Raw genomic sequence first — 25,081 nt, 5'->3', positions numbered from 1 at the left:
CATGAAGTTAATGACTCGGAAATAATGTGATTTCCCTTCCTTTTCTTAATGATGCACACCCAGTTAATAATTAATCAATCTATCAAGTAATTATCAGAAACGCTGTCTTAATATTGGTGTAGTTAAAACGTGTGTCCCGTTAAGAATCGTGCGCCGCGCTATGGCTGGAGTTGGAGGCAGAAGAGGGAGAGGGTCGAACGGCAAATCGCGCGCTTAAATAAAAACAACGGGTACTATATTTAACCATAGCGACCGCCGTAAGGCGGTCATTTTCAAGGCTAATAAGCTTTTTCTGCGCTTTGAACTGAGCAACGAAAACCTGCGCGAATAGCGGTATCACTGACCTCCAGCTCTCGGTATGTACGGCCAACATTGACCATCCCCCCCCAGCCTCGCATAACTTTATACTCGCCCGTTGCAGGTCCCTGAGGATCAAGTTTTGGTGACACTTTATAATAATCTTTAGCGTACCAATCATTGACCCACTCTGCTGCATTGTAAGTCATATCATAAATACCGAGGGGGTTGGGCGCAAACATACCAACAGGGTTTAAGTCCGTATCAACATTAACGGTTTTTTCGGTAAACTCTTCATAACCACCTAATTCTGGATTATGGAAACCCCTTCCCCTAAATTGAATAAAGCCATTGTTGGTTGCGTAGTAAAGTTTTTGACCACGGCTGCGTGCCGCATATTCCCACTGCGCTTCGGTAGGCAGGTCCACTGGTACAGCGGTCAATTGCCCCAGCCACTGACAATAGTTTTTTGCATCTTGCCAATTTACTTTTCTAGCGGGTTTGCCTTCGTAATACTCTTTTCTTGATTCAAAATCTTTAGCATCCCGTTTGAGATATTGACCATCGATTATCCTCTGCTCAAATGGTCGATTAAACGCTTGTAAGTAAACATCATAATCCAGCAACTCCGCTTCATACTTTGACAACGAATAACTGCTTAGGGTGACTTCATGTTGAATATCCGCCCCGCGATCAACGATCGAGACCTGACTGTAACAGCTGGCTTCCGGCGTCCAGACTGGGCGATTAAGATCGTCGTTTATGCAGGGCATACGAAAGTCGCCCATAATAAAACCGCCACCTTCGACAAACACCATATTCTCAATCGACTTTACCGCGACCTCGGCGATATTTTGTTTTAGTTCGCTGTCTGCATCTGGATAGTGTTTATTGACATTACTAATAATGGTGTTGAGCTGCTGTTGAGAAAGCACGTTGCTGGAAATGTCGATATCGCTATTGCATGCTGCCAATAAAGGAATCGCCCCGAGAAGACCTAGCCATTTATAATTCATTATCAATCCTCATTATTTAGCCGTTTATTTTAAGCGGCTAAGCAGGTGACATGAAGTTAATGACCGGAAAATAATGTGATTTTCCTTCCTTTTCTTAATGATGCACACCCAGTTAATAATTAATCAATCTATCAAGTAATTATCAGAAACGCTGTCTTAATATTGGGGTAGTTAAAACGTGTGTCCCGTTAAGAATCGGTTACTATATTTAACCACAGCGACCGCCGTAAGGCGGTCGTTTTCGAGGCTAATAAGCTTGTTCAGTGCTCTGTACTGCGCAGCGGAATCCTGAATTGTATGACAGATTATCACTTACTATCGGGTCAAATGCGCGGGCGGCAGTGACCATATTTAGCCCACCTCGAACAACTTTATACTCACCTGATTCGGGGCCTTGTGGATCACGTTCCGGTGACACCTTATAGTAATCTTTGTTATACCAATCATTGACCCACTCTTCAGCATTGTTGGTCATATCGTAAATGCCGAGGGGATTGGGCGCAAACATACCAACAGGGTTTAAATCGCCATCGATATTGGTCGTTTCAGCGGTAAATTCCTCATACCCTCCCAACGCTGGATTGTAATAACCTCTATTTTTATACTGTTTAAATCCGTTGTTGGTTGCGTAGTAGAGATTTTGACCACGGCTGCGCGCAGCGTATTCCCACTGCGCTTCGGTGGGCAGATCGACGGGCAGAGCCGTTAACTGCCCCAGCCACTGACAATAGTTTTTTGCATCTTGCCAATTTACAAGTCTTGCTGGTTTTTTAATAAAGCTCGATAGAAAAATCTTATAATCGCTTGACCCTCGTTCAAGGTATTTTTCTTCATAATCAAACTGCTCAAACGGTCTACCTAATGTTTGTAAATAAACATCATAATCCAGCAACTCCGCTTCATACTTTGACAACGAATAACTGCTTAAGGTGACTTCATGTTGAATATCCGCCCCGCGATCAACGATCGAGACCTGACTGTAACAGCTTGCTTCCGGCGTCCAGACTGGGCGATTAAGATCGTCGTTCATGCAGGGCATACGAAAGTCGCCCATAATAAAACGGCCACCTTCGACAAACACCATATTTTCAATCGACTTTACCGCGAGATCAGCAATATTTTGTTTTAGTTCGCTGTCTGCATCTGGATAGTGTTTGTTGACATTGCTAATAATGGTGTTGAGCTGCTGTTGAGAAAGCACGTCGCTGGAAATGTCGATATCGCTATTGCATGCCGCCAATAAAGGAATCGCCCCGAGAAGACCTAGCCATTTATAATTCATAATCAATCCTAATTACTTAGGCATTTATTTTAAGCGGCTAAGCAGGTGACATGAAGTTAATGACCGGAAAATAATGTGATTTTCCTTCCTTCTCTGTGACCCTTGGGCTATGGGGGGACTCTCCGGCTATGAGTATTATGTCAATAATCCATGAACTTATCTCGGCTGGCCTTGCGATGAAAAGTGGCGCCAATTGGCGGTTGATGGAAAATACCGTCAAGCATTGATGTTTGACGGTATAGGGTATGTGACTACAGAGTTTGACTGAGTTGATAATAGCGACCTTGTTGTTCGAGGAGTTCCCTGTGGCTACCATGTTCAACAATTTCACCTTGTTCAATTAGACAAATACTGTCCATCTTGTCTAAATCAACTAAGCGGTGAGTAATAAAGACGACGGTTTTATCAACGAAGTGTTGCTCAAAGAGCTGCATGATCTGCTGTTCGGTTTGCTTATCCAACCCTTCAGTTGGTTCGTCAAGCAGTAAAATGGGGGCGTTATGAAGTAATGCACGAGCAATACCCACTCGACGTTTTTCTCCACCCGATAACTGACGACCGCCATCGCCAAGCCAAGTATCTAACCCGGTATCATTGAGCAGCTTGGCTAATCCGACCTGAGTTAATACCTGTGCCAGTTCATCGTCATTCGCTTGTGGTTTAGCCATGATCAGGTTGTCTCGCAAAGAGCCGTTTAGGATATCGACCCGCTGGCTGACCACACTGATTGCCTTGCGAAGGTCGCTTTCGCTCCACTTTTGAATTGGCATTCCAGCGATTTTAATCTCACCCTGCTTTACATCCCAATAACGGTTTAGTAATTGGAGCAGAGTAGACTTGCCCGATCCTGTCTGACCAACGACAGCAATACGGTGTTTGGCCGGTATGTTAAGGCTAATCTTTTTAAGCACTTCGCTTTCTGTATCTGGGTAGCTGAAAGAGACACTCTGATACTCAATCGAAAATGCTTGATTATGACTATCGCTATGCTCTGGGAATTGGACATCTGGTTCAGAGAGAATAATGTCGTTCAATCTGCGAGCAGAGGTAAGAGTCTGACCTAAATGCTGGAATGCGCCTGCGATAGGCATGAGTAGCTCGACACTCGCCATCGTTGCGAAGGCAACTAAGGCGATCATTGGATCTGGCGTATTTCCGCCGACGCCATCAGCAGCGAGCCAAAGCATCAATATAATTGTCCAGCCATTAGCAAGTAGTAGTAGAGCTTGTGCAAGGCCAGAGAAATGGGCGTTAAAGAACTGGTTCTTCAGCAGCTTTTCTTGAGTGCTCAAGATAGCCTCACGGTAACGTTGCTCTGCACCGAATAGGGTTAGCTCACTGTAACCTTGAAGCCAGTCTAAGGTCGAAATACGAAGCTCAGCTTTATTTTGTGTTAGCTCGCTACCATTTCGTTTGCCCAACTTATAAAAAAGTATCGGCCAAGTAACTAGCAGGGCAAAAAGAATCGCCCCTAATGTCATACCAAGTTCGGCGTCAAACCAACTTACTAGCGTTGTAAGGCCTAATATACCTAGCGTACCGACGATCATTGGACTAACAAGTCTTAGGTAGACATGATCCATGGCGTCGATGTCGGCAACCAAACGGTTAAGTAAGTCAGCGTCACGTAGGTTTGATACGCGGCCCGGAATGAGTGGAGCAAGCTTGGAAAAGAAGAAAATACGTAAGTCGGTTAGGAGCTTAAAGGTCGCGTTATGACTCACTACGCGTTCCCCCCAGCGTCCTGCGGTTCTGCCCATAGCAAAACCACGAACAAAGGCGCCCGGCAACATGTAGTTGAAGGTCTCGCGTGCAATCGTCAATCCCGCGATTGCGGCGGCGGATAAAAACCAACCAGACAAGGTCAATAAGCCGATAGAAGCAGCAAGAGTCAGGAACGCAAGCAACATCCCGAGCGATAGGCCGAACCAATGCTTCTTATACAGTTTGAGGTAGGGAAGGAGTTCACGCATCAAGATTCCCCTTATTCGCTTGGTTAAGTGCCTGATTGGCACTGAGCATTTCTTGGAAAAGCCCTTGTTGTTGAGCCAACTGAGCAAAGCTACCGCTTTGAACAATTAAGCCGTCACGCATCACAAGGATTTGTTCTACATTCTGAAGTGGCGTCAGTTGATGTGTCACCATTAGCGCCGTTTTGTTTTCTATTTGGTTTTGTAAACCTTGCATGACTAAGCGTTCACTTCTTGCATCTAAGCTCGCTGTAGGCTCATCGAGTAACCAAAACTGACCTTTTTGAATCATGGCTCGTGCAAGCGCCAGGCGCTGAGCCTGACCGACGGACAAACCACCCGAACGATCGGAAACCGCATAATCTAAACCGTGTTGGTTAACAAATTCAGCCGAGAAGGACTCTTCCAGTGCACGCTGAACGCTTTCTTCACTGACGTTGGATTTGCCCAGCGTGATGTTGTCACGAATGGTGCCGTGCAATAAAAGTGGGTTTTGTCCGACCCAACTGATGTTTTGACGCCAGTTAGCGAGATCAATCTCGGTACGTTCAATATTATTGATGGTCAACGAACCACTGTAAGGCAAGAAGCCTAAGATAGCGTTGATTAGCGACGTTTTACCTGCACCGCTAGGCCCGACTAACGCCGTAGTTTGACACGCCGTGAGTTCAAAGCTGACAGGGCCTAATAGTTTCGTCCCTTCAGGAGAGAAGACTTCAAGATCCGTTGCGCGAATAGTGATAGCGTCATTATCAGCGAGCGTCTGACTACCAGAACGGACAGTCTCTACGTCAATTTCAATAAATTCAACAATGCTCTCTGCAGCGCCCACTGCTTGCTGTTTAGCGTGGTAGAAAGTGCCTAGATCACGAAGAGGCTGATAAAACTCAGGTGCGAGGATCAGAATAAACAGCCCAGCAAACAGAGTGACCCCCGTGCCGTAATCGCCAAAGTTCAACTCACCGATAAAGGCGAAGCCAAAGTAAACGGCTGTCAGTGCAATTGAGATTGAGGTGAAAAACTCAAGCACAGCAGATGACAGGAAGGCAATTCTAAGTACGTCCATGGTTCGGGTACGAAACACTTCTGACGCACCGCGCATCACTTCTGTTTCTGCATTAGTTCTATCAAACAAACGGATGGTCGTCATTGATTGAAGACGGTCGTAAAAGTGCCCGGATAAACGTTGCAATGCTTTAAAGTTTATACGGTTTGCGTCAGCCGCTTTCATACCGACCAAAGCCATAAATAATGGCACTAGCGGTGCAGTAATTAGAAAAATGAGTCCAGCAGCCCAGTTAACGGGGAAGACGACGATCAAAATGACGAACGGAATCAAGACTGACAACGACATCTGCGGCAAATAGCGCGCAAAGAAGTCATGCATATCTTCTACTTGTTCTAAGAGTAGCGTAGCCCATGCACCCGCTGGTTTACCTTTGATATAAGCAGGCCCCAGTTCGCGTAATTTGTCTAAGATGAGTTGGCGAATATAGATACGAATTTGTTCACCACAACGATACCCCGCAATTTCACGTCCCCATGAGCAGAGGGCACGTATGGCTACGATAGCGGCGAGACCAAAAAAGTGAGGCACTAACGTGTACTTATCGACATGCTCGATAATCAACTGATGCAGTATGGTTGCAAGCAGGGCGGCTTGAGCCAATAGAAAAATGCTTGAAAGAACGCCAAGACCGACAGCGACCATAAGCCAGCGTTTGGCGAGCTTACTTTGCTGCTTGAGCCATTGATTCAAGCTGCGTTGTTTCTTTTTATCCATTGTGAAGGCTTAATGAGAATTATTATTAGCAATTAGAACTGCGCATTATACAAAAGAAAGCCCCGCGGTAACACCGCAGGGCTTTAAGGATTTGAGCCAAAAGTGAAAAATATTATTTACTATCTGCCAACGCATCCAAATAGCGTTCTGCATCAAGAGCGGCCATACAACCGGTACCCGCAGAGGTGATGGCTTGACGATAGTTGTGATCCATCACATCTCCAGCGGCAAAAACGCCGGCAATGCTGGTTTGTGTTGCATTGCCCTCCAAACCAGACTGAACAACAATATAGCCGTCTTTCATCTCAAGTTGGCCTTCGAAAATGGCTGTGTTTGGCTGGTGGCCAATCGCAATGAAGGCACCCATCACGTCAATCTGCTCAACAGACTCTGACTGAGTATCTTTGATACGCACACCCGTCACGCCCATATCATCGCCAACCACTTCCTCTAGAGTTCGATCAGTGTGTAAAACGATGTTGCCGTTTGCGACTTTATCCATCAGACGATTGATCAGAATCTTCTCTGCTCTGAAAGTATCACGGCGATGAATCAGGTGAACCTCTGAAGCGATATTTGATAGATAGAGCGCTTCTTCAACAGCGGTGTTACCACCACCAACCACAGCGACTTTCTGGTTGCGATAGAAGAACCCATCGCAGGTCGCACAAGCGGAAACTCCACGCCCTTTAAATGCTTCTTCTGACTCTAGGCCAAGATATTTAGCCGAAGCACCAGTGGAAATGATCAGAGCGTCACAAGTGTATTCACCGTTGTCGCCAATAAGACGGAAAGGGCGTTGGCTGAGATCAACCTGATTAATGTGGTCAAACAAAATCTCGGTTTCAAAACGCTCTGCGTGTTCTTTCATGCGTTCCATAAGGTTTGGTCCAGTCAGACCCTCAGGATCACCAGGCCAGTTTTCTACCTCAGTGGTCGTGGTTAATTGACCACCTTGCTGCATGCCGGTAATCAAAACTGGTTTTAGGTTTGCACGCGCAGCATAAACGGCTGCAGTGTAGCCAGCAGGACCAGAGCCAAGAATAAGAAGATTGCTATGTTTGACGTCGCTCATTTGTGCTCCATTAGCGGTGACGCTTTTTATGTAGTTTGTCTCGATTGTATGGAATATATGGGGGCTTTGAAAGAGTTAGCAAGCGTGAAAACAGGAATAATTGGTTATAGGTTAGAACGCAATCGTTACATTTTGTGTGGCGAGTGGTTGATATAACCTGTTGAAGTTTAAAAGGTATTCCTAGTGTGATAGTGAAGTCGTCTAATATTTTCAATCCTCGCTTTTTAAATCTGGTCGAATTGTCTGATTTAAATTACTTTAATGGATAAAAGTTCTTTATATTCATTTATGTTGGATTGAAATGCTAAAAAAAGTTGATCTTACAATACAAGTGCGCAAATAATGAATGTGAACAAGATGTTAATCATATTATAGGTATGTACATTCATTAAGGAGATGATGATGTTACATCAGCGTGAAACTACCCTTCAACTCACCAAACTTAGCGATACGGCGATTGCTCAGCTTGCACCATCGTTTACTCAGCTTCCGCACACAGAACATGCCGATGGTAAATTCCGCTTAAGACGTTATTCCGTTGTCTCTTTTCGAGATGGCGAAGTAGTCGATTTGGGCAAAAATGAATTTATGCAAACGGACGACATTAACCGTTTTCAAGGCAACGTTGTCAGACAGTTTGAACCTATTGAAGAGAGCACTCTAAACAGTGATGGTATGCGCGAGATGTGTCAGCTCTTTGTTTCTTCAAACAATCTGACTAATGAGCATGAGATTGAAATTCATCAGATCCGTATTTCAGCTATTTACGATGAGACACAAGTCGCTCCTGAAGGTGTTCACCAAGACGGATTTGAGCATATCGCGCTTGTTGGCATGGGGCGTCACAATATCGAAGGTGGCGATATCATGCTTTACAACAGCTTCAATGAAGCGCCATTTTTCCGCAAGGTTTTACAAAGTGGTGAGGTCGCAATGCTCGCTGACGACAAGCTATGGCATAACGCTCAGCCAATCCGCTCTGTAATCGAAGACCAAGAAGGCTATATGGATGTATTTGTTCTAACCGCGAAGGATGCAGTGAATGAGCTTCACTCCTAATTTAGTAAGAGCGCAGTTTAGCGCTCTTAATCAGACTCATAATGACTTACCAGTACTATTTCTTGATGGCCCAGGTGGCTCTCAAGTACCTCAATCCGTACTGGATGCGATGACCGCTTATCTTGGATTCTTCAATTCCAACTTGGGTGGACACTATTTCTCTAGCCGCAATACTACCGACTTAATGAAGCAAGCTCGCGAGCATGCTCAGGCTTTGGTCAATGCTGAATCGAGCGATAATATTGTCTTCGGTGCCAATATGACGTCACTCACGTTCCAATTAAGTCGTGCTATAAGCCGCGATTGGAAGGCCGGGGATGAAGTGGTTGTTACCGCATTAGATCATTACTCGAATGTATCAAGCTGGCAGCAAGCAGCAGAAGACAAAGGGGTTGTTGTTCGACAAGCTCGTGTTGAGGAGTCGGACTGTAGCCTAGATATCGATCATCTTATCTCTCTTATTAACGATAAGACGACCTTGGTAGCATTAACTTTCGCGTCAAATACGACGGGTTCAATCGTCGATATGCAGCGTGTCATTGAAGCGGCACATGCTGTGGATGCGATGGTCTATATTGATGCGGTACATTATGCACCCCATCATTTGGTTGATGTCCAACAACTTGGTTGTGATTTTCTTGCTTGCTCAGCGTACAAGTTTTTTGGACCGCACGTTGGGATTGCCTATGTCGCGCCTAAATGGCTAAATACGTTGAAACCGTACAAAGTTGAACCAGCAACGAATGTGGGGCCTGGTCGTTTTGAGACAGGTACGCAAAGTTTTGAAGGTCTAGCCGGAGTAGTTGCGGCGGTGAGATACCTAGCTCAATGGGGTAAGGATGGCGACTCGCTGAGAAATCGCTTGATTGACTCCTACAAGCAGTACAATCAACACGAGTCTGCGATCAACGAAAGGGTTCTGGTTAGGTTGTCAGAATTAGATGGCGTCATCTTGTTAGGGCGCAATGAGGCAGATAGCCAAAAGAGAACACCGACTTTCGCCTTGACCTTCGATCAACATACGCCTGAAGAGGTAGCGAAGAAGCTTGGTGAGCGTAACATTTGTGTCTGGAATGGGCATTTCTACGCACTCGGATTAGTCAGGCAGTTAGGTCTCGAGTCGACAGGTGGGGTAGTACGAATTGGCTTTATGCACTACAACACATTAGAAGAAGTGGACATTCTGTTTGATGAACTGAAAGCAATTCTTACCCATTAATCGACCCAAATTAAAAAGACCTCCGGTTGGAGGTCTTTTCTGTTTAAGCCGTAACTTCAACTTCATATGAGGTGAATTTACGAATGTTAATCACGCCAGTATCGAAAATCATATATTGGCCTTTGATCCCTTGTAAAACGCCGCTGACTTCGGGGTTTTTATCAAAGTTATGCGAAGTTATCTTGCTGGGGTGTTGCTCCACTGGATAGCTAATGGTGGTGATATCACGGCTAAGCACTTCAATAGCGTCGTCACCAAACTGTTGTTTTATCTCAGTAATTTTATCCTCGACCAGAGGCAACAGCTCTAAAAAACGTTGCTCCAGAGCCATAGGCTCGCCATCACCCTTTAGCAGAGTTCGCCAGTTGGTTTTATCGGCGATGTGCTTCGCCAACTCTACCTCGATCAGTCCCGAAATATGGCGTGTTTTCACTTTAAAAATAGGTAGACCTTGAGTGGCGCCTTGGTCAATCCAACGAGTTGGAATTTGAGTATGGCGCGTAATGCCGACTTTCAGACTTGATGTGTTTGACAAGTAAACATAGTGGTCGACCATACAGTTCTCTTCACCCCACTGAGGTTCACGACATGTGCCTTGGTCGTAGTGGCAGGTTTCTGGCTTCATTATGCACATATCGCAGCTTGCGAGTTTCTTCATACATACAAAGCAGTGACCTTGTGAGTAGCTCTTCTTGGTCTTCTTACCGCAAGAACAGCAGAAGATGTTTCCTGTGTGCGTCAGGGTCAGCGTTTGGCCGATAAAAGGCGTTAAGTCGACGAGCTCTTCGCCGACAGGCAGTCGATAACTAACGGTATTTTCTAGAGAGGCACGCATTTTACTCAGCGTACCTTTGGCGATTAAAGACATGACAGTGCTCTTCTTTATTCGAGGTTGAATCCTCGTTGTTTTTAGCGTTTGAGTGTAACACTTTTTTAGCCAAATGACTTCGGTTCAAACGTCGGACGGTGTTTAGACATTGGGGGTGTGACGCGACCACTTTAAGAGGCATATCAAATATTTTGCCGCTAAGTGATGTTTAAAATAAGGTAAAATGGAAGCAAGATCTTATTGTTAATTGAGTTTAGTGTCATTTAATGGGTCGAGTTAAATGACAAAACGGATTGTTCTATTGAAAGTTATACATAAAGCTATCTTCACCTTGGTTGCTATAACCTTACTTGTCGTTCAATTATTTTGGATGCATGGTGATGAGCGCGTCGTTAAGATAACCCCCGCACAGTTTACCTTCGCTGCAACCAACGATCAGTTACAGGGTGGGGTATCGACGTCTTCACTCAACATAGAGAATGAGAAAGCCTTGCTAGAGTGCCATTTGGCGAAAGGCGATTTATATCCTTGGCCCTATTGTGGCATATCGATTACCGTTGGTGACTCCATAGCCAGTGGTATGGACTTAGAAGGCTTTCATACCATAAAACTTGATGTTGATTTCGAGCAACTTAATGCTGACAAGTCCCCATCGCTACGGATCTACCTCAGAAACTACAATCCCGCTTATTCGACAGCAGACAATGAGTATTCATTCAAATACAACGGGCTGGAATATACTCCAGGAATCAAGGGTGGCGCGATAGAGATTCCGATTGCCAATTTACAGGTTTTAACTTGGTGGCTGAGTGACAATCAAATTCCAATCGCGCATTCAGCTCCTGAATTCTCAAATGTGGTCAAAGTCGAGTTTGCTACTGGCTCTGGACACTCTCAAGGCGATTACAGGCTACAGGTTAATAGTATTGAGTTTGTTGGTAACTACATTGATGGCGAAGAATTGTTGCTTGGTTTGCTGGTCTTTTGGGTTGCACTGGCATTGGTTTATAGCATGCTTGAAATCAAACGTGGCCGCCAGATCATCCAACAATCCCAGTATCGCCAAGATCACCTTCGCAAGTTAAACCGCCACCTAAAGGAGCAAAATGTCCACTTTGCTGAGTTAGCTAACCGTGATGCCCTGACTGGAGCAATGAATAGACATTCGATTCGTGACTGGTTAGAAAGCAACTACGTAAAGAATCGCGTCGATGGAAAACGCCTTTCAGCGCTTTATTTGGATATAGACCACTTCAAAGCGGTGAATGATAAGTACGGACACGCAATGGGTGACGATATATTAAGAGAGTTCACCATGGTCGTTCTTAGCGCATTGAGCGCAAGTGAAAGGTTAGTGCGTTGGGGCGGGGAAGAGTTTGTGGTCTTTTGCCCAGGGCTTTGCTCAAAAGAGGCCACTGAACTGGCTGAGAAGATACGCCATAGAGTCGAGTCGCATCTTTGGGTGCATGGCGATCCCTTGACCGCCAGTATTGGCGTCGCTTCGCTTGGTGATGAACGACCAAATGAAATGTTAACGCGAGCCGATGAAGCCCTTTATATGGCGAAACGACAAGGTCGAAATAAGGTCGTTTTTAATCCGTAAGCTGTTGGTTTGTATCCTGCCCATCGCTCATTTCGTTCTCATCTAGGTCTGCTTGAGTCGATTTTATAATCGGCTCTTTCGGACCTAAAAATTTAGGCTGAGCGTGAATGATGTAGATGTCCAAAAACGCTTTTGTACGGGCAAAGACTTCACGCACTCGCACCTGTAATCCCGAATGTCGAGACGGTCCAGCGACAGCAAAACATTTCGCATTAATATCGTGAGAGTTGGCGATAAACAAGGCACGTTCACAGTGGAACTTCTGCGAGATAATCAGAAAATTATCCGTGTCAAAAATCTCTTTAGCGCGCACAACTGAGTCTAGTGTTCGAAAGCCGGCATAATCTAAAAAGATCCGATCCTCAGGGATGCCAGCACTGAGCAAATCGCGTTTCATTGTCCATGGTTCATTGTATGAGCGATGCGCATTATCACCACTTAGTAAAAAGTGGCTAACTTTTCCTTGTTGATACAACTCAATCGCCGCATTGATGCGGTTGGTGTAATACTCATTGAGCACCTTGCCCAAATACTTGCTGGTGCCTAAAACCACCGCAACATCAAATTGTTCGATTTGCTGTGGTTGAGTAAAGACTTGGTGTCTCGCCTGATATGACACCCATCGATCAACCACAAACAGCGCCGCAGACACGGCGACAAAAACAGCCGGAAGCCAAGCGATGAGTTTGAGCATGCGACTTAACCAAGTTTTAGCTGGCTTGTCACGATGGAAGAGTTTACGCACTAAATTTGTCGGTTCCTTTGCGCCCATAGACCAATAATTGTGAAGCAAAACAAAACGATGGTAAACATGATGCCAGCATCGAGCCCACGTAATGTCCGAGACAGGTAAGGGGTTGCCTTAACAATGATTAAGCCGTAACCAAATGCGTTAATCAAGACAAAAGCGATCGTTCTCAGCGCGAAGTTGTAGTTTCTTAATAGACGTCTCAACAGTGCATTAATCTCGCCACCTGCCATAACCAAAGTACAGGCGATAAGCGCCGTCGAAATTTCGCTGAGGTAGGGGCTAAGGTAACCCCCAAACATATTCAAGTATTCCATTTAAGTACGTTAGATAATGGTGATTTAGCGAGAATAGCACGAAGTAATGTGAGGATGTCCAGCGTGGTTGAGCTGAGAGTTCACTTTTGTGGCAGGAATAAAAAAACCCAGCGTAGCTGGGCTTTTAAATTTGTTTAGAATGCAGTGCGTTTGTAGCGACGGTAAACTGGCTGCCAGAAAGAGGCGTCGATTGCTTCTTCTAGTGCTTCGTCTGGGATCTCTAATGCAACACCTTGCTCGATGGCTTTCTTCGCCACCGCAAAAGCAATCTTCTTCGATACCGAGTGAATCGCTTCAAGAGGTGGTAAAAGTGCACCTTGGCCGTTAATCGCGAGTGGTGAACAGGTCGCAAGCGCACGGCTTGATACCATAAGCATCTCATCAGTGACACGTTTCGCTTGTACCGCTAATACACCTAAACCGATACCAGGGAAGATGTAGCTATTGTTACACTGAGCAATCGGGTAAGTTTTACCTTCGTGAACCACAGGATCAAATGGGCTACCTGTTGCGACTAGCGCTTCACCGTTAGTCCAGCGAATAATGTCGCTAGGAGTGGCTTCCACTCGACTTGTCGGATTCGAAAGTGGGAAGACGATAGGACGAGCACAGTGTTTGTGCATCTCTTTAATCACTTCTTCACTAAATAGGCCAGGCGCACCTGAAACACCGACAAGAACTGTTGGCTTAGCATTACGCATAACATCCAACAAAGAATATCCGTTGCTGTCAGTTTGCCAATCAGCCGTGTTGACGTGCTTTTGAACAAGACGTTGCTGGAAGTCGAGTAGATTTGGCATGCCTTCTTGTAGCAGACCCCAACGGTCGACCATAAATACTTGTGAACGAGCTTGCTCGTCGCTGATCCCTTCAGAGACCATTTGCGCGATGATAGCTTCAGCGATACCACAACCTGCCGAACCCGCACCTAAGAAGGTAATGCGCTGTTCTGAAAGTTGACTTCCCGCCGCTTTACAAGCTGCCAGTAGCGAACCGACAGTAACCGCTGCGGTACCTTGAATATCGTCGTTGAAGCAGCAAACGCGATTTTTGTAGCGCTCCAAAAGCGGCATGGCATTTTTTTGTGCGAAGTCTTCAAACTGGATTAGTGCTTCTGGCCAACGGCGTTGAACGGCCTGCATGAACTCTTCAACAAATGCATCATATTCAGCCCCAGTAATACGAGGATGACGCCAGCCCATGTACATTGGATCGGCAAGTCTTTGCGGGTTGTTAGTGCCCACATCGAGTACGATTGGAAGCGTGTAAGCAGGGCTGATACCACCACACGCGGTATATAGAGCCAGCTTACCAATTGGAATCCCCATACCACCGATACCTTGGTCACCGAGACCAAGAATACGTTCACCATCAGTCACAACGATAACCTTGACATTGTGGTTAGAAGCGTTGTTAAGGATGTCGTCAATGCGATCGCGGTTTGCGTAAGACACAAACAGACCACGTCCACGGCGATAGATATTCGAGAAGTTTTCACACGCAGCACCAACGGTTGGTGTGTAGATGATAGGCATCATCTCTGTAATGTGATTTTGAACCAGTCGGTAGAAAAGCGTTTCGTTCGTGTCTTGAATGTTACGCAGGTAGATGTGCTTATCCATATCGCTTTCAAAGCTGCAATATTGTTGATACGCTCGCTCTACTTGCTCTTGAATCGTTTCAGTATTTTCAGGCAATAAACCTTCAAGGTTAAAAGATCTTCTTTCCTGTGCGCTAAAAGCACTGCCTTTGTTTAGCAACGGCGTACTAAGCAGAGCAGGGCCAGCATAAGGAATGTATAAAGGGCGTTTATCGTTATTCATCACTTGCCTTAAGTAGGGTGGAGTGGTCTCTAGACCTTTGGAACTCGGAACCTAAAAATGATAGGGATTCGTTGTCTTATTGTAAACTGAATATTCCTGCATTCTGGTAAAGTTTGCGTATATAATTTGGCGTTTTAATGTCAAATGTTCAGCGAAGTATGTTCAGCTTACCGATAGATACCCTTAAATCCGAATTCTTAAAAGAGATATCGGCACATCATCTGATTGTAGAGGCTGAAACTGGCTCAGGAAAATCGACTCGTTTGCCCTTGTGGGCGGCTGAAAATGGACGAGTATTGGTGATTGAACCACGTAGAATTGCTTGTACCTCGTTAGCTCAATTTCTTGCTGAACAAAAGCAACAGCCGATTGGTCAGTCTGTTGGGTATGCGATTAAGTTGGAGACGCGTTGCGACGATGAGACTCAAATCGTATTTGTTACTCCAGGTGTCGCACTGCGTTGGTATAGTGAGAATCAACTGGCAGGCTTTAGCACTATTATTGTCGATGAATTTCATGAGCGGCGTTGGGATACCGACTTACTGGTTGCTCTGCTTAGAGAGGCACAACGTCATCGCTTAGTGATCACGTCAGCGACTATCGAAGGTGAAAAACTGGCGCGTTATGTCGGAGCAAAGCGACTGCAAGCGAAAGGCCGCAACTTTGATGTCGCCATCGGTCATCGTGCTGGCGACTCTCGCCAGTTGCCTGATGCTCGTCAATTGGATGAAAGAGTTAAACAAGAAGTGATGGCACTTCTGGATGTGGATGGGGACATTCTGGTTTTTTTACCTGGGCGTAAAGAGATTACTCAGTGTCAAAGTAAGTTATCCTCCATTGAAGGGGTTGTTGCGCTACCTTTGCACGCTTCGGTTACTGACCAGCAAAGAGATCTCGCACTCAATCCTCAGTCTTACAAAAAGGTCGTACTGGCGACCAATGTGGCCGAAACGTCTCTGACCATTGCAAACATTGCTGCGGTGATAGACTCGGGTCTGGAAAGACGAACCGAACAACGCAATGGTCGTACCGCATTAAGCTTAAAACACATTTCTAAAGCGAGTGCCAAACAGCGTAGCGGTCGAGCGGGTCGCGTTATGGATGGTCTCTGTATCCGCTTATATGGTGAACATGCCGCATTAGCGGAAGTGACGCCACCAGAAATGCATCGAGAATCTTTGACCGAAGCGATGCTGGCCTCCGCAAGTTGTGGTCGAGCATTAACAGCACTGACATTTATTGAACCTCTACCGGAGAAGTCTGTTGCGCAGGCACACTCAACCCTAGAACAAATGGGGGCGATAGACAGCCAAGGTCTGGTGACTGAGCATGGCCAACGTATCTATCCTCTTCCTATTGATGCTTTGTACGCAGATCTTGTTACCCGCATGCCGAGTAGAGCCTTGCAAGAAGCAATGGTTGATTTGACTTCAGTCGTCGCTACCCCTGCAACGTTATACCGTTTATCAAACGATGAAGAACAACTTGAGCAACTTCTTCAACAAGAACCTCTAGGGTGTGATGCTCAGTTGGCGATTGGCTTGCTGAGAGGAAATCGCTACCCCGCCATTAAGGTTGATCAAGATGTAATGAAAGAGGCGGTTATGTTGTCAGAGCAGATGCGAGCAGCATTTGAGTTACCGCAACTTGACGTCGCATCACGTTATTCTCATCAGGATTTGGTCGAAGCGATTGCGCGATTGCACCCCGAGTTGGTGTTTGTGCGTCGAATGAAAAGAACAGAAGCGCTAGGCAATGGATCAATGGAAGTGATTCTTGGACGAGAAAGCCGTTTCCAAGATAAACACCAAGCCGCTTTGGTACTGGATACCCACAGCTTACCGGGAAGAGGGGTAAAACAGACGCTCAATTTAGCGACCTTTACTATGCCGATAGCGTTAAAGACTCTGCAATCGATGGATTTAGGAGATTGGCAGCAAGGAGAAGTCACCGAGCTAAGCGACACACCAATGATTGAGATGCAACTTGTCTATGCAGGGCGAGTAATCGCAACCCGCTATGAGCCTGTAACGGGAGAGTTTGCCATTAAGCCAATGTTGCAAGCAGTGAAAAATGACCAATATTTGCTAGGTTTGGCAAAACAGCGGCACAAAGAGATAGAACACTGGAAATTGTATGTTTCGCTTGGCTTATCGGAGCAAAAGGTTGATATAAGTGAGCTGGACTTCGACCACTGGTTTACTGAGCAACTGACCCTACTAGAGCTGTCCGACATTTCTGAGTTGGAATTATTTTCCGCAGAGGATTTTGTATTTAAAGGCATTCCTTACTGGGAATATCAGGATTTCGCGGATGCCTATCCGTTTGAGTTGTCGTTGGGTGATTTAAACTTAGATGTTGAATATCTTGTCGACAAAAAGTTGGTTTATGTGATTTACCGCGATGGACTACGCAAAGGGTATCCAAAGCGTTGGGAACTGCCGAAATGGAAGGGCTGGAGAATCCAGTACAAAAAGGCGAGCAAGATAGTGGACATCAAATAGTGCTGAAACCACAGGATATTATTTGGTATCCAAAATATTAAGCAACCGGTCTCTTATATCTCTGGATTGTACACATTTTGTTACCGTATTGGTTTTTATATAGCTTTTTCAAACAAATTTAGGGCATAAAAGACTATTGTTTTATATCCTATTGCTATATAAGGAGCGATCTAGGATATTTAGTACACTGTGTTGCCGATATTACGGGGGATGATATGGAACATCTGGGCAAGACAAGTGTTGTATTCGACTATACCTCTTTTCTCGGTGCTTCGTGCAGTAAAAAATGGACCTTTCTCGAAGCGATGAGCACGTTTGCTCCGATATTCAGCCTAGCGTGGAAGGATACGATTAAAGAGACGCTATCGGTAGAAGATCGCTTGTGGGATCAAGCCATGAAGTCGCTGTCTGCTAACCGCAGTGACGAGTCAAATATTATCACTTTGCTCAAACTGGCTAAACTTGAGGGGGTCGAAGAACTCAAGCTCGTTATGCCATATGAGCTCGATAATGAACAAATCGAACGGCTACGCGTTAAGTCTCACGCTGAAATCGTCAGTTTGTCACAAGATGAATTAATGGTTAAGTTTTAAATAAAAAGATCTCGCATGAGATCTTTTTTACTATCTGCTCAATAATGCGCGTGACGGATCATAATTCTTACAATTCACTCAGTAACTTGCCAGTGAACTGTTCTATATTTTACTTACAATATTTGCCAACAACTATTGTAAGGCAATCGCCCAATATCTCCATTTTTGTTCAGTCAGTGCAGACGTTAGACTTAGTGATTCGGTTTCCCTGAATGATTGAATGTGAGTTGTAAATGGACTTAAAGAGGTCGTAATGGAAGTAAAGTACAGTTGGATACTCGCTCCTTTGCTGCTTGCCGCATCGGCACATGTATCAGCAAATGACAGCACGAATCAGATTAACTATGACTATGCGTATGCTGATCTTAGTGCCGGATCGTTGAATGAAAATCTAGGCGTCAACAATAACGTCACCGCTTTAGCCGTGGGCGGGAATTATTTATGGACGGAGAACATTCTGTTCACCCTAGACTACACGGCACGTTTTATTCACCCAGAAGATTTCACTACGGAGTTATACACTCTATTGCCTGGTGTCGCTTATCGCTACCCAGTTCTCGACAAGTTAGACTTAGTTGCTAAAGCTAAAATCGGTTACTTGTGGGCAAAGCAATCGCAAGATTCTACCAATGCTAAGTTGTTTAGCGATAGTGATTTGGTGTTAGGTGCTGGCGTTGAGTTGAAGTATGCGCTGACTGATGATTGGGAACTGACCGCTGGGGCTGAGTTCAATTACACCGACTTCCTTGAAGAAGAGATTTACCAACTGCGAGCGGATTACCGTATTTCACCGCGGATTACCTTAGGTGGATTTTATACTCACCGCAGTGGTGATTTCGAAACCGTTAAGATCAGCGGTAGCGCGACGACGAACGAGGGCGGAATCTCTTTGCGTTTCTTGTTCTAACGGTTTAACCATCAATAAAAAAGCCAGCGATACGCTGGCTTTTTAAGTTGTTTGACCGCGATTAAAGAACCGCAGCGATACCTTTACAAAGAGGTAACATGTTTGAACGAGTCATACCTGCAACACTGATGCGGCCAGAACCTACGATGTAGATAGCGAACTCATCTTTTAGGCGTTCAACTTGCTCTTTGCTCAAGCCAGAGAAGGAGAACATGCCGTTTTGACGTTCGATAAAGCTAAAGTCTGCATCAACACCTTGCTCTTTTAGTGTCACTACGAATAGTTCACGCATTTGTTGAATACGGTCACGCATCTCTTTCACTTCTTGTTCCCATTCTGCACGAAGTTCTGGGTTGTTCAGAATGTGAGTAACAACCGCACTGCCGTGTGCTGGTGGGTTTGAGTAGATAGAGCGGATAATCGCTTTAACTTGTGAGAATGCTGTAGTCGCGACTTCTTCAGATGCTGCTACGATTGTGAATGCACCGACACGCTCGTTGTACAGACCAAAGTTTTTAGAGAACGAGCTAGCAACCAGAATCTCTTGGTTGTACTGAGCAAAAATACGGAGGCCTTGAGCGTCTTCCTCAACGCCTTTTGCAAAACCTTGGTATGCGAAGTCGAACAGAGGTAGAAGCTTTTTATCCGCAACCAATTTCGCCAGCTCTTGCCACTCTGCTTCCGTTGGGTCGATACCCGTTGGGTTGTGACAGCAGCCGTGCAGTAGAACAACATCGCCTTCAGCCGCATTTTCTAGGTCGGCTAGCATTGCAGCAAAGTCTTTGTCTTTCGTTTCTGCGTTGTAGTAAGTGTATTGAGCTGTTTCAAGACCAGCAGCAGTGAATACACCGTTGTGGTTTGCCCAAGTAGGGTTACTGATCCAGATTTTAGCGCCGCCTAGTTGGCGTTTGATAAACTCACCTGCAACGCGAAGTGCACCTGTACCACCTGGTGCTTGTGCAGTTTTTGCCAATTTGTTCGCAACAATCGCAGAATCAGCACCGAAAAGCAGTTTTTGAACTGCCAGTGCGTACTCAGCCGTGCCTTCGATAGTTAAGTATGATTTGGTTTTCTCTGTTTCGACAAGCGCTTTTTCCGCTTTCTTAACAGTTGCAAGAACAGGGGTTTCGCCTTGTTCAGTTTTGTAGATACCAACGCCAAGGTTAATCTTTTCAGCACGGGGATCTTTTTTAAATTCTTCAGTAAGGCCAAGAATAGGGTCTGCGGGAGCAGCAACTACTTTTTCAAACATAATCATCGTCCATGTTTATCGAAGGGAGGATATAAGTAACTCGGTTATTTATACCTGTCAAAACGGAGTGAGACAACAACCAATGTAAATAAAATTTCAAAAACAATGCGATTTTGTTGTATTGGCAAATCAAATATATATTTCTATATAAAAAGTCCCTTTAATCAAACGATAAAAGGGACATTAGTCTAGCGAAAATAGAACCACTACCAGGGGATTAGGCGTGCATCAGTTTTTCGAGTTCGTTTTCCTTTGCTTCCATACTGCGATACTTATCTGCTATCGCAACGAATTCGTCTTCAATCGCAAGAAAAGCCTCAACAATCTCAGGTTCAAAATGAGAGCCATTTCCTTCAAGGATAATCGATTTTGCTTTTTCATGGCTGAAGGCTTTTTTGTATACACGTTCAGAGATAAGTGCGTCATAAACGTCCGCTAGTGCCATTAATCGACCTGAAATAGGGATTTCTTGCTCTTTAAGTCCATTGGGATAGCCGCTACCGTTCCACTTTTCGTGGTGAGTGAGCGAAATTTCTTTAGCCAGTTTTAGAAACGAATTACTACCGAGTTGCGCGAATCGTTGCTCTTTAACCATAGGGTGATTTTGCAGCAGAAAATGTCGCACTAAATAGACGCTACCAAAAGTGATAGAGATATGTAAGAACAGTTCACCAAAGGTCAGTGTTTCCAACATTGGGCAGACTCGTCCACCATAAAGTCCGAAGACGACAGCAGCAAGCACGTAGAGCTTTAGGGTTAAGGGGGCGTTGTAATGTGAGTTAACCATGTTAAGCCTTAATTACGTTATCAATGTGACTAAAACTAGTCGAACAACAGCAAGTTGACTAAAGTATGCATTTGCTTAGTCAATAAAAGACCGAGCATATTATCGATTTGTTTCGATTATTGATACAGTTTTACAACTTTAGCATCAGATTGAGTGAAAGGCTGAGAGCGGCGGGAAAGTAAAACGCACCCAGATAGGTGCGTTAACAAGGAGAGAGTTACTTTTTAAGATTTAGCTGCGATTCAACCGCGTTAGCCTCGATGTCTGGGCTTTTGCTGAGTTTGTCAGCTGCCCATTGATTGAGATGGGATAGAATTGCTTTAACGGCATGCTGCTGCGTGGCTTCTTCTCCTTTTGGTAACTCAAGGTCTTGTTTAGGATGTGAGCCAGTCGCATCTTCAGCAATGTGTAACCAATCTGGATGCCAATAGTAGGGTTGCTCGCCCTGAGGGTGGTCCCAGCTATGATAAGTAAGTGTTCAAATTTCTATACTTGAATTGTAACTGGCATAAAAAAACCTCCGCGTTGGCGGAGGTTTTTATAGATTGAGTTAACTTCGATGATTAGAAGTTTGCAGAGCGTGGTGTACGTGGGAATGGGATCACGTCACGAACGTTGCCCATACCTGTTACGTAAGACACAAGACGCTCAAAACCTAGACCGAAACCAGCGTGTGGCACAGTGCCGTAACGACGCAGGTCACGGTACCAGTTCATGTGCTCAGGGTCGATTCCCATTTCACGCATACGTGCATCAAGAACATCTAGACGCTCTTCACGTTGAGAGCCACCAATGATTTCACCGATACCCGGAGCTAGAACATCCATCGCTGCAACTGTTTTGCCATCGTTGTTAAGACGCATGTAGAACGCTTTAATGTCTTTCGGGTAGTTCTTAACGATTACTGGCGCTTTGAAGTGTTCTTCTGCTAGGTAACGCTCATGCTCAGAAGACATGTCGATACCCCATTCAACAGGGAACTCAAACTCACGACCAGAATCCAGAAGGATTTGAATTGCGTCAGTGTAGTCTACCTGTGCGAAGTCTGAAGATACAAACTGTTCAAGGCGAGTAATCGCTTGTTTGTCGATACGTTGGGCAAAGAACTCTAGGTCATCACGACGTTCTTCTAGTACCGCTTTGAATACGTACTTCAGCATGTCCTCGGCAAGCTTCGCTACGTCGTCTAGTTCTGCAAATGCCACTTCAGGCTCTACCATCCAGAACTCCGCTAGGTGACGACTGGTGTTAGAGTTTTCAGCGCGGAACGTTGGGCCGAAAGTGTAAACTTTGCTTAGTGCACAAGCGTAAGCTTCTGCGTTTAGCTGACCTGATACAGTCAGGAAAGTCTCTTTACCGAAGAAGTCTTCGTTGTAGTCAACTTTACCTGCGTCAGTACGAGGTAGGTTTTCCATGTCTAGCGTAGATACGCGGAACATTTCACCTGCACCTTCCGCATCTGAAGCCGTGATCAGTGGTGCTGATACCCAGAAGTAACCTTGTTCGTGGTAGAAACGGTGGATCGCTTGAGAAAGACAGTTACGAACACGTGCAACTGCACCGATTACGTTAGTGCGAGGGCGTAGATGCGCTACTTCACGTAAGTATTCGATAGAGTGACGAGTTTTTGCCATTGGGTAAGTTTCAGCATCTTCAACCCAACCAACAACTTTAACGTCAGTCGCGGCAAGCTCAAAGTCTTGACCACTTGCTGGAGATTCAACAATCTTACCTGTTACTTCGACAGAGCAGCCTGTTGTAAGCTTTAGTACTTCGTCGTTGTAATTATTAAGATTATTAGGGACCACGGCCTGAATCGGGTCGAAACAAGAGCCGTCATAAATGGCAAGGAAAGAGATTCCAGCTTTGGAATCACGACGTGAACGGATCCAGCCACGAACAGTCACTTCACTGTCTACTGCTAGCTGACCTTTCAAAACGTCTGATACAGGCGCGTAAGTCATGTTTGAAATATTCTCCATTGAGGTAAAAATTCAACCCAATGCGTGATACTCAATAGAATAAATAATGAGCAAACATTGGGTTGGATAGAATTCTATAGATTCAATGGAACATATTACCTTTCAAATATTATGCTTCAACCTTTATTGTCACTTAGTCGACCAAAAAAGCCCATTATTCGCCTATTTCTTGCCAGAAAGTGTGAATTGATCGAGTAGAGTCTCAAGATGTTCAGAAAGTTGCTCAAGATTCATACTGATATCGTGGGTCTTAGCCGCAGACTCTGATGTTTGATTGGCATGTCGGGTAATGACTTGTACTTTGTTTTGGACTTGGTGGCTCAGTTCTGCCGTATTGCTGGATTGTTGCTGAATGCTATTGGCATGAGCGAGAGCTTGTTTCATCTCTTGAACGACTTCAGACATAGCATGGGATAATGCTTCAATCTCTGTTGAACGTTCGTGAGCGGTTCCACAGACCGTGTCGACGGAAGCCAGCGAGCCCTCACTGTCTTGCTGGAACTGAGAAATGATTGCTTCGATACTGCCGGTCGCTTCAGCGGTGCGACTTGCTAGATTACGAACTTCCTCAGCAACCACTGCAAAACCACGACCTTGTTCGCCCGCTCGAGCGGCCTCGATAGCGGCATTAAGCGCCAACAAATTGGTTTGTTCCGCGACACCTTTAATGACTTCAAGAATGCTAGATACTTCAGCGGTCTGGTTGTTGAGTTCGACAATGCTATCTTTGACTTGTTCGATATCGGTCACTAGCCCCTTGATCTCATGGCTGGCACTATGTGCTTTCTCCGCACTTTGCTCCGCGATACGCGTGGTGTGCTTGATCAACGATGAGGCGTTTTCGGTCGCTTGTTCAACCTGAACCTGCTGAGACTGCATCTGTTCAATGTTGTATTGCACCTCAGCGGTTTCAGTTTGCTGATTGGTCGCCGCACTGTCTGTCACTTGAGCAACTTGGGTCAGTTCAGATGCGCTACTTGCAACATTATGCGACGTGGATTGAACCTGAACTAGGCTATCGTTGACTGTGTCCATAAAAGAGTTAATTGCACCAGATAGCTGGCCGATCTCGTCATTTTGCTTACTATCAAGACGCTGAGAGAGATCTTTGGTTTCGCTGAGGCTTTGCATAAAGCCTGAGGTTTTCTGAATCGGTCTAACGATGATTTTACGGATGAGACCCAGAGTGATCAGAAAGCCAACAAAACCGAATGCAGACATGATGGCTAGAGCGATCAGCGCTCGGTCCTTAATGAGGTCGTTAACATGAGAGAGGTTGTATTCGAGACGAATTGCACCTAGGACTTCGCCTTCTGGCACTATATGACAGGCAACACAGTTGGTGCCGCGATAGTTTTCGCTTGCTTTCATTGGTAAGGCAACAACGATGCCTTTACCCCAATCGGCAGAGAAAGGTTCTATAACCAACTCACCGTTAAGTGCACGCTGGTCGATATCATCGATAGGTTTTTGGTTCTCTTGACCAGCGCCGTATAACTTACTGACGGCTTCACCGCGCAAAACCCTAACTTGTTCAATACCGTCTTGCGCTAATGCTTTTTGTCGTAAAGTCTCTTTTTGCGCCATTGTGCCCGTCAACATCATCATGTTCAGGCTGTCGAAATAGTTGCTTGCTTTGTCGTGTAGTTGTTCACTCAACACCGAGTTTATTAACTCTCGCTGCTGTAAATATTGGTAGATGGTAGATGCAACAAGTACTAAGCCGAAGACCGTAACCAGTGTGATGAGCAATTTATTTGTTATGGATATGTGCATTATCAGAGATAGTATCAATAATTGGAATGGACTTCAAAAAGTCTTACTTATCTATCGACGGAAGGGAAGACGGTAAATTTTATACTGTGACCTTACTCTCTGTGAGGCTTATGTAAATGTGATGTAAGGGGACTGTGAACAAATAATTGACGTTCGACATTATTTCGACGTGCTAGAGGTATTTTTCTGCGGGCAAGCGATTTCCTTATTGCAATCTGACCTGCAAAGCTTGTCACTACTATACTTATTCCTTAGTATT

General features: G+C 45.2%; 19 protein-coding genes and 1 pseudogene. 6 read left to right on the top strand and 14 right to left on the bottom strand.

The window, feature by feature from the left end:
• Positions 1–278: 278 nt before the first annotated feature.
• The 5 genes from QTN94_RS13765 to trxB all read right to left on the bottom strand — a co-directional run bounded on the left by QTN94_RS13765 (position 279) and on the right by trxB (position 7,423).
• Positions 279–1,313, bottom strand: a complete 1,035-nt coding sequence (locus QTN94_RS13765) for a formylglycine-generating enzyme family protein (protein WP_331427949.1) — start codon at positions 1,311–1,313, stop codon at positions 279–281.
• A gap of 247 nt (positions 1,314–1,560) precedes the next feature.
• Complete coding sequence (locus QTN94_RS13760; RefSeq protein WP_331427948.1) at positions 1,561–2,595, bottom strand: formylglycine-generating enzyme family protein; 1,035 nt, start codon at positions 2,593–2,595, stop codon at positions 1,561–1,563.
• Between the two features lie 251 nt (positions 2,596–2,846).
• Positions 2,847–4,568 (bottom strand): heme ABC transporter ATP-binding protein/permease CydC, encoded by a 1,722-nt coding sequence (cydC, locus tag QTN94_RS13755; RefSeq protein WP_331427947.1) that lies wholly within the window; start codon positions 4,566–4,568, stop codon positions 2,847–2,849.
• Positions 4,561–6,348 (bottom strand): heme ABC transporter permease/ATP-binding protein CydD, encoded by a 1,788-nt coding sequence (gene cydD / locus QTN94_RS13750; protein WP_331427946.1) that lies wholly within the window; start codon positions 6,346–6,348, stop codon positions 4,561–4,563. The genes cydC and cydD overlap by 8 nt, the downstream gene beginning before the upstream one ends.
• Positions 6,349–6,460: 112 nt before the next feature.
• Positions 6,461–7,423, bottom strand: a complete 963-nt coding sequence (gene trxB, locus QTN94_RS13745) for a thioredoxin-disulfide reductase (protein WP_138971168.1) — start codon at positions 7,421–7,423, stop codon at positions 6,461–6,463.
• Positions 7,424–7,825: 402 nt separating this feature from the next.
• Between trxB and QTN94_RS13740 the strand changes: the two genes are divergently transcribed.
• A complete protein-coding gene (locus QTN94_RS13740; protein ID WP_331427952.1) occupies positions 7,826–8,482 on the top strand; it encodes a 2OG-Fe dioxygenase family protein in 657 nt (218 codons plus the stop codon).
• Positions 8,466–9,701, top strand: coding sequence for a cysteine desulfurase-like protein (locus tag QTN94_RS13735; RefSeq protein ID WP_331417846.1), 1,236 nt, complete (start codon positions 8,466–8,468; stop codon positions 9,699–9,701). Before QTN94_RS13740 ends, QTN94_RS13735 begins: the two co-directional genes overlap by 17 nt.
• A 43-nt stretch (positions 9,702–9,744) precedes the next feature.
• Here the strand turns inward: QTN94_RS13735 and QTN94_RS13730 are convergent, their stop codons facing one another.
• On the bottom strand, positions 9,745–10,569 hold the full coding sequence (locus tag QTN94_RS13730) for a DUF2797 domain-containing protein (protein WP_331417845.1): 825 nt from the start codon (positions 10,567–10,569) through the stop codon (positions 9,745–9,747).
• Between the two features lie 262 nt (positions 10,570–10,831).
• Here QTN94_RS13730 and QTN94_RS13725 point away from each other — a divergent pair, with 262 nt between their 5' ends.
• Positions 10,832–12,133 (top strand): GGDEF domain-containing protein, encoded by a 1,302-nt coding sequence (locus tag QTN94_RS13725; RefSeq protein ID WP_331427945.1) that lies wholly within the window; start codon positions 10,832–10,834, stop codon positions 12,131–12,133.
• On the opposite strand, the gene QTN94_RS13720 is transcribed toward QTN94_RS13725, so the two are convergent.
• The 3 genes from QTN94_RS13720 to QTN94_RS13710 form a co-directional block, all read right to left on the bottom strand.
• The gene (locus tag QTN94_RS13720; RefSeq protein WP_331427944.1) at positions 12,123–12,878 is read right to left on the bottom strand and encodes a SanA/YdcF family protein; all 756 of its coding nucleotides are present in this window, start codon (positions 12,876–12,878) and stop codon (positions 12,123–12,125) included. The genes QTN94_RS13725 and QTN94_RS13720 overlap by 11 nt on opposite strands.
• Positions 12,878–13,198, bottom strand: coding sequence for a DUF3392 domain-containing protein (locus QTN94_RS13715; RefSeq protein ID WP_331417842.1), 321 nt, complete (start codon positions 13,196–13,198; stop codon positions 12,878–12,880). The genes QTN94_RS13720 and QTN94_RS13715 overlap by 1 nt, the downstream gene beginning before the upstream one ends.
• A 134-nt stretch (positions 13,199–13,332) precedes the next feature.
• On the bottom strand, positions 13,333–15,021 hold the full coding sequence (locus QTN94_RS13710; protein WP_331427943.1) for an NAD-dependent malic enzyme: 1,689 nt from the start codon (positions 15,019–15,021) through the stop codon (positions 13,333–13,335).
• A 158-nt stretch (positions 15,022–15,179) separates the two neighbouring features.
• Between QTN94_RS13710 and QTN94_RS13705 the strand changes: the two genes are divergently transcribed.
• The 3 genes from QTN94_RS13705 (at position 15,180) to QTN94_RS13695 (ending at position 19,025) form a co-directional block, all read left to right on the top strand.
• The gene (locus QTN94_RS13705; protein ID WP_331427950.1) at positions 15,180–17,525 is read left to right on the top strand and encodes a helicase-related protein; all 2,346 of its coding nucleotides are present in this window, start codon (positions 15,180–15,182) and stop codon (positions 17,523–17,525) included.
• A gap of 215 nt (positions 17,526–17,740) precedes the next feature.
• On the top strand, positions 17,741–18,118 hold the full coding sequence (locus QTN94_RS13700; RefSeq protein WP_138971174.1) for a transporter: 378 nt from the start codon (positions 17,741–17,743) through the stop codon (positions 18,116–18,118).
• A 253-nt stretch (positions 18,119–18,371) separates the two neighbouring features.
• Positions 18,372–19,025 (top strand): outer membrane beta-barrel protein, encoded by a 654-nt coding sequence (locus tag QTN94_RS13695; RefSeq protein WP_331427942.1) that lies wholly within the window; start codon positions 18,372–18,374, stop codon positions 19,023–19,025.
• 61 nt (positions 19,026–19,086) lie between these two features.
• Here the strand turns inward: QTN94_RS13695 and QTN94_RS13690 are convergent, their stop codons facing one another.
• The 5 genes and pseudogenes from QTN94_RS13690 to QTN94_RS13670 form a co-directional block, all read right to left on the bottom strand.
• Complete coding sequence (locus QTN94_RS13690) at positions 19,087–20,277, bottom strand: amino acid aminotransferase (protein ID WP_331427940.1); 1,191 nt, start codon at positions 20,275–20,277, stop codon at positions 19,087–19,089.
• 217 nt (positions 20,278–20,494) lie between these two features.
• The gene (locus QTN94_RS13685; RefSeq protein WP_331427939.1) at positions 20,495–21,064 is read right to left on the bottom strand and encodes an HD-GYP domain-containing protein; all 570 of its coding nucleotides are present in this window, start codon (positions 21,062–21,064) and stop codon (positions 20,495–20,497) included.
• Positions 21,065–21,281: 217 nt separating this feature from the next.
• Positions 21,282–21,530: pseudogene (locus QTN94_RS13680) on the bottom strand (hypothetical protein); the annotation flags it as partial.
• A 97-nt stretch (positions 21,531–21,627) separates the two neighbouring features.
• Complete coding sequence (gene asnS, locus QTN94_RS13675) at positions 21,628–23,028, bottom strand: asparagine--tRNA ligase (RefSeq protein WP_331427937.1); 1,401 nt, start codon at positions 23,026–23,028, stop codon at positions 21,628–21,630.
• A gap of 180 nt (positions 23,029–23,208) precedes the next feature.
• Positions 23,209–24,822, bottom strand: a complete 1,614-nt coding sequence (locus QTN94_RS13670) for a methyl-accepting chemotaxis protein (protein WP_331417837.1) — start codon at positions 24,820–24,822, stop codon at positions 23,209–23,211.
• Between the last annotated feature and the right edge of the window lie 259 nt (positions 24,823–25,081).

Source organism: Vibrio sp. M250220, assembly GCF_036533795.1.
Lineage (GTDB): Bacteria > Pseudomonadota > Gammaproteobacteria > Enterobacterales > Vibrionaceae > Vibrio.
The sequence above is the reverse complement of the archived record's forward strand: the minus strand, read 5'-3'. Positions and strand labels throughout refer to the sequence as shown.

Bases quoted from the DNA above. Each gene is read 5' to 3' on its own strand.
- QTN94_RS13765 (WP_331427949.1), bottom strand. From the start codon at position 1,313: ATGAATTATAAATGGCTAGGTCTTCTCGGGGCGATTCCTTTATTGGCA.
- QTN94_RS13760 (WP_331427948.1), bottom strand. From the start codon at position 2,595: ATGAATTATAAATGGCTAGGTCTTCTCGGGGCGATTCCTTTATTGGCG.
- cydC (WP_331427947.1), bottom strand. From the start codon at position 4,568: ATGCGTGAACTCCTTCCCTACCTCAAACTGTATAAGAAGCATTGGTTC.
- cydD (WP_331427946.1), bottom strand. From the start codon at position 6,348: ATGGATAAAAAGAAACAACGCAGCTTGAATCAATGGCTCAAGCAGCAA.
- trxB (WP_138971168.1), bottom strand. From the start codon at position 7,423: ATGAGCGACGTCAAACATAGCAATCTTCTTATTCTTGGCTCTGGTCCT.
- QTN94_RS13740 (WP_331427952.1), top strand. From the start codon at position 7,826: ATGTTACATCAGCGTGAAACTACCCTTCAACTCACCAAACTTAGCGAT.
- QTN94_RS13735 (WP_331417846.1), top strand. From the start codon at position 8,466: ATGAGCTTCACTCCTAATTTAGTAAGAGCGCAGTTTAGCGCTCTTAAT.
- QTN94_RS13730 (WP_331417845.1), bottom strand. From the start codon at position 10,569: ATGTCTTTAATCGCCAAAGGTACGCTGAGTAAAATGCGTGCCTCTCTA.
- QTN94_RS13715 (WP_331417842.1), bottom strand. From the start codon at position 13,198: ATGGAATACTTGAATATGTTTGGGGGTTACCTTAGCCCCTACCTCAGC.
- QTN94_RS13710 (WP_331427943.1), bottom strand. From the start codon at position 15,021: ATGAATAACGATAAACGCCCTTTATACATTCCTTATGCTGGCCCTGCT.
- QTN94_RS13705 (WP_331427950.1), top strand. From the start codon at position 15,180: ATGTTCAGCTTACCGATAGATACCCTTAAATCCGAATTCTTAAAAGAG.
- QTN94_RS13700 (WP_138971174.1), top strand. From the start codon at position 17,741: ATGGAACATCTGGGCAAGACAAGTGTTGTATTCGACTATACCTCTTTT.
- QTN94_RS13695 (WP_331427942.1), top strand. From the start codon at position 18,372: ATGGAAGTAAAGTACAGTTGGATACTCGCTCCTTTGCTGCTTGCCGCA.
- QTN94_RS13690 (WP_331427940.1), bottom strand. From the start codon at position 20,277: ATGTTTGAAAAAGTAGTTGCTGCTCCCGCAGACCCTATTCTTGGCCTT.
- QTN94_RS13685 (WP_331427939.1), bottom strand. From the start codon at position 21,064: ATGGTTAACTCACATTACAACGCCCCCTTAACCCTAAAGCTCTACGTG.
- asnS (WP_331427937.1), bottom strand. From the start codon at position 23,028: ATGACTTACGCGCCTGTATCAGACGTTTTGAAAGGTCAGCTAGCAGTA.
- QTN94_RS13670 (WP_331417837.1), bottom strand. From the start codon at position 24,822: ATGCACATATCCATAACAAATAAATTGCTCATCACACTGGTTACGGTC.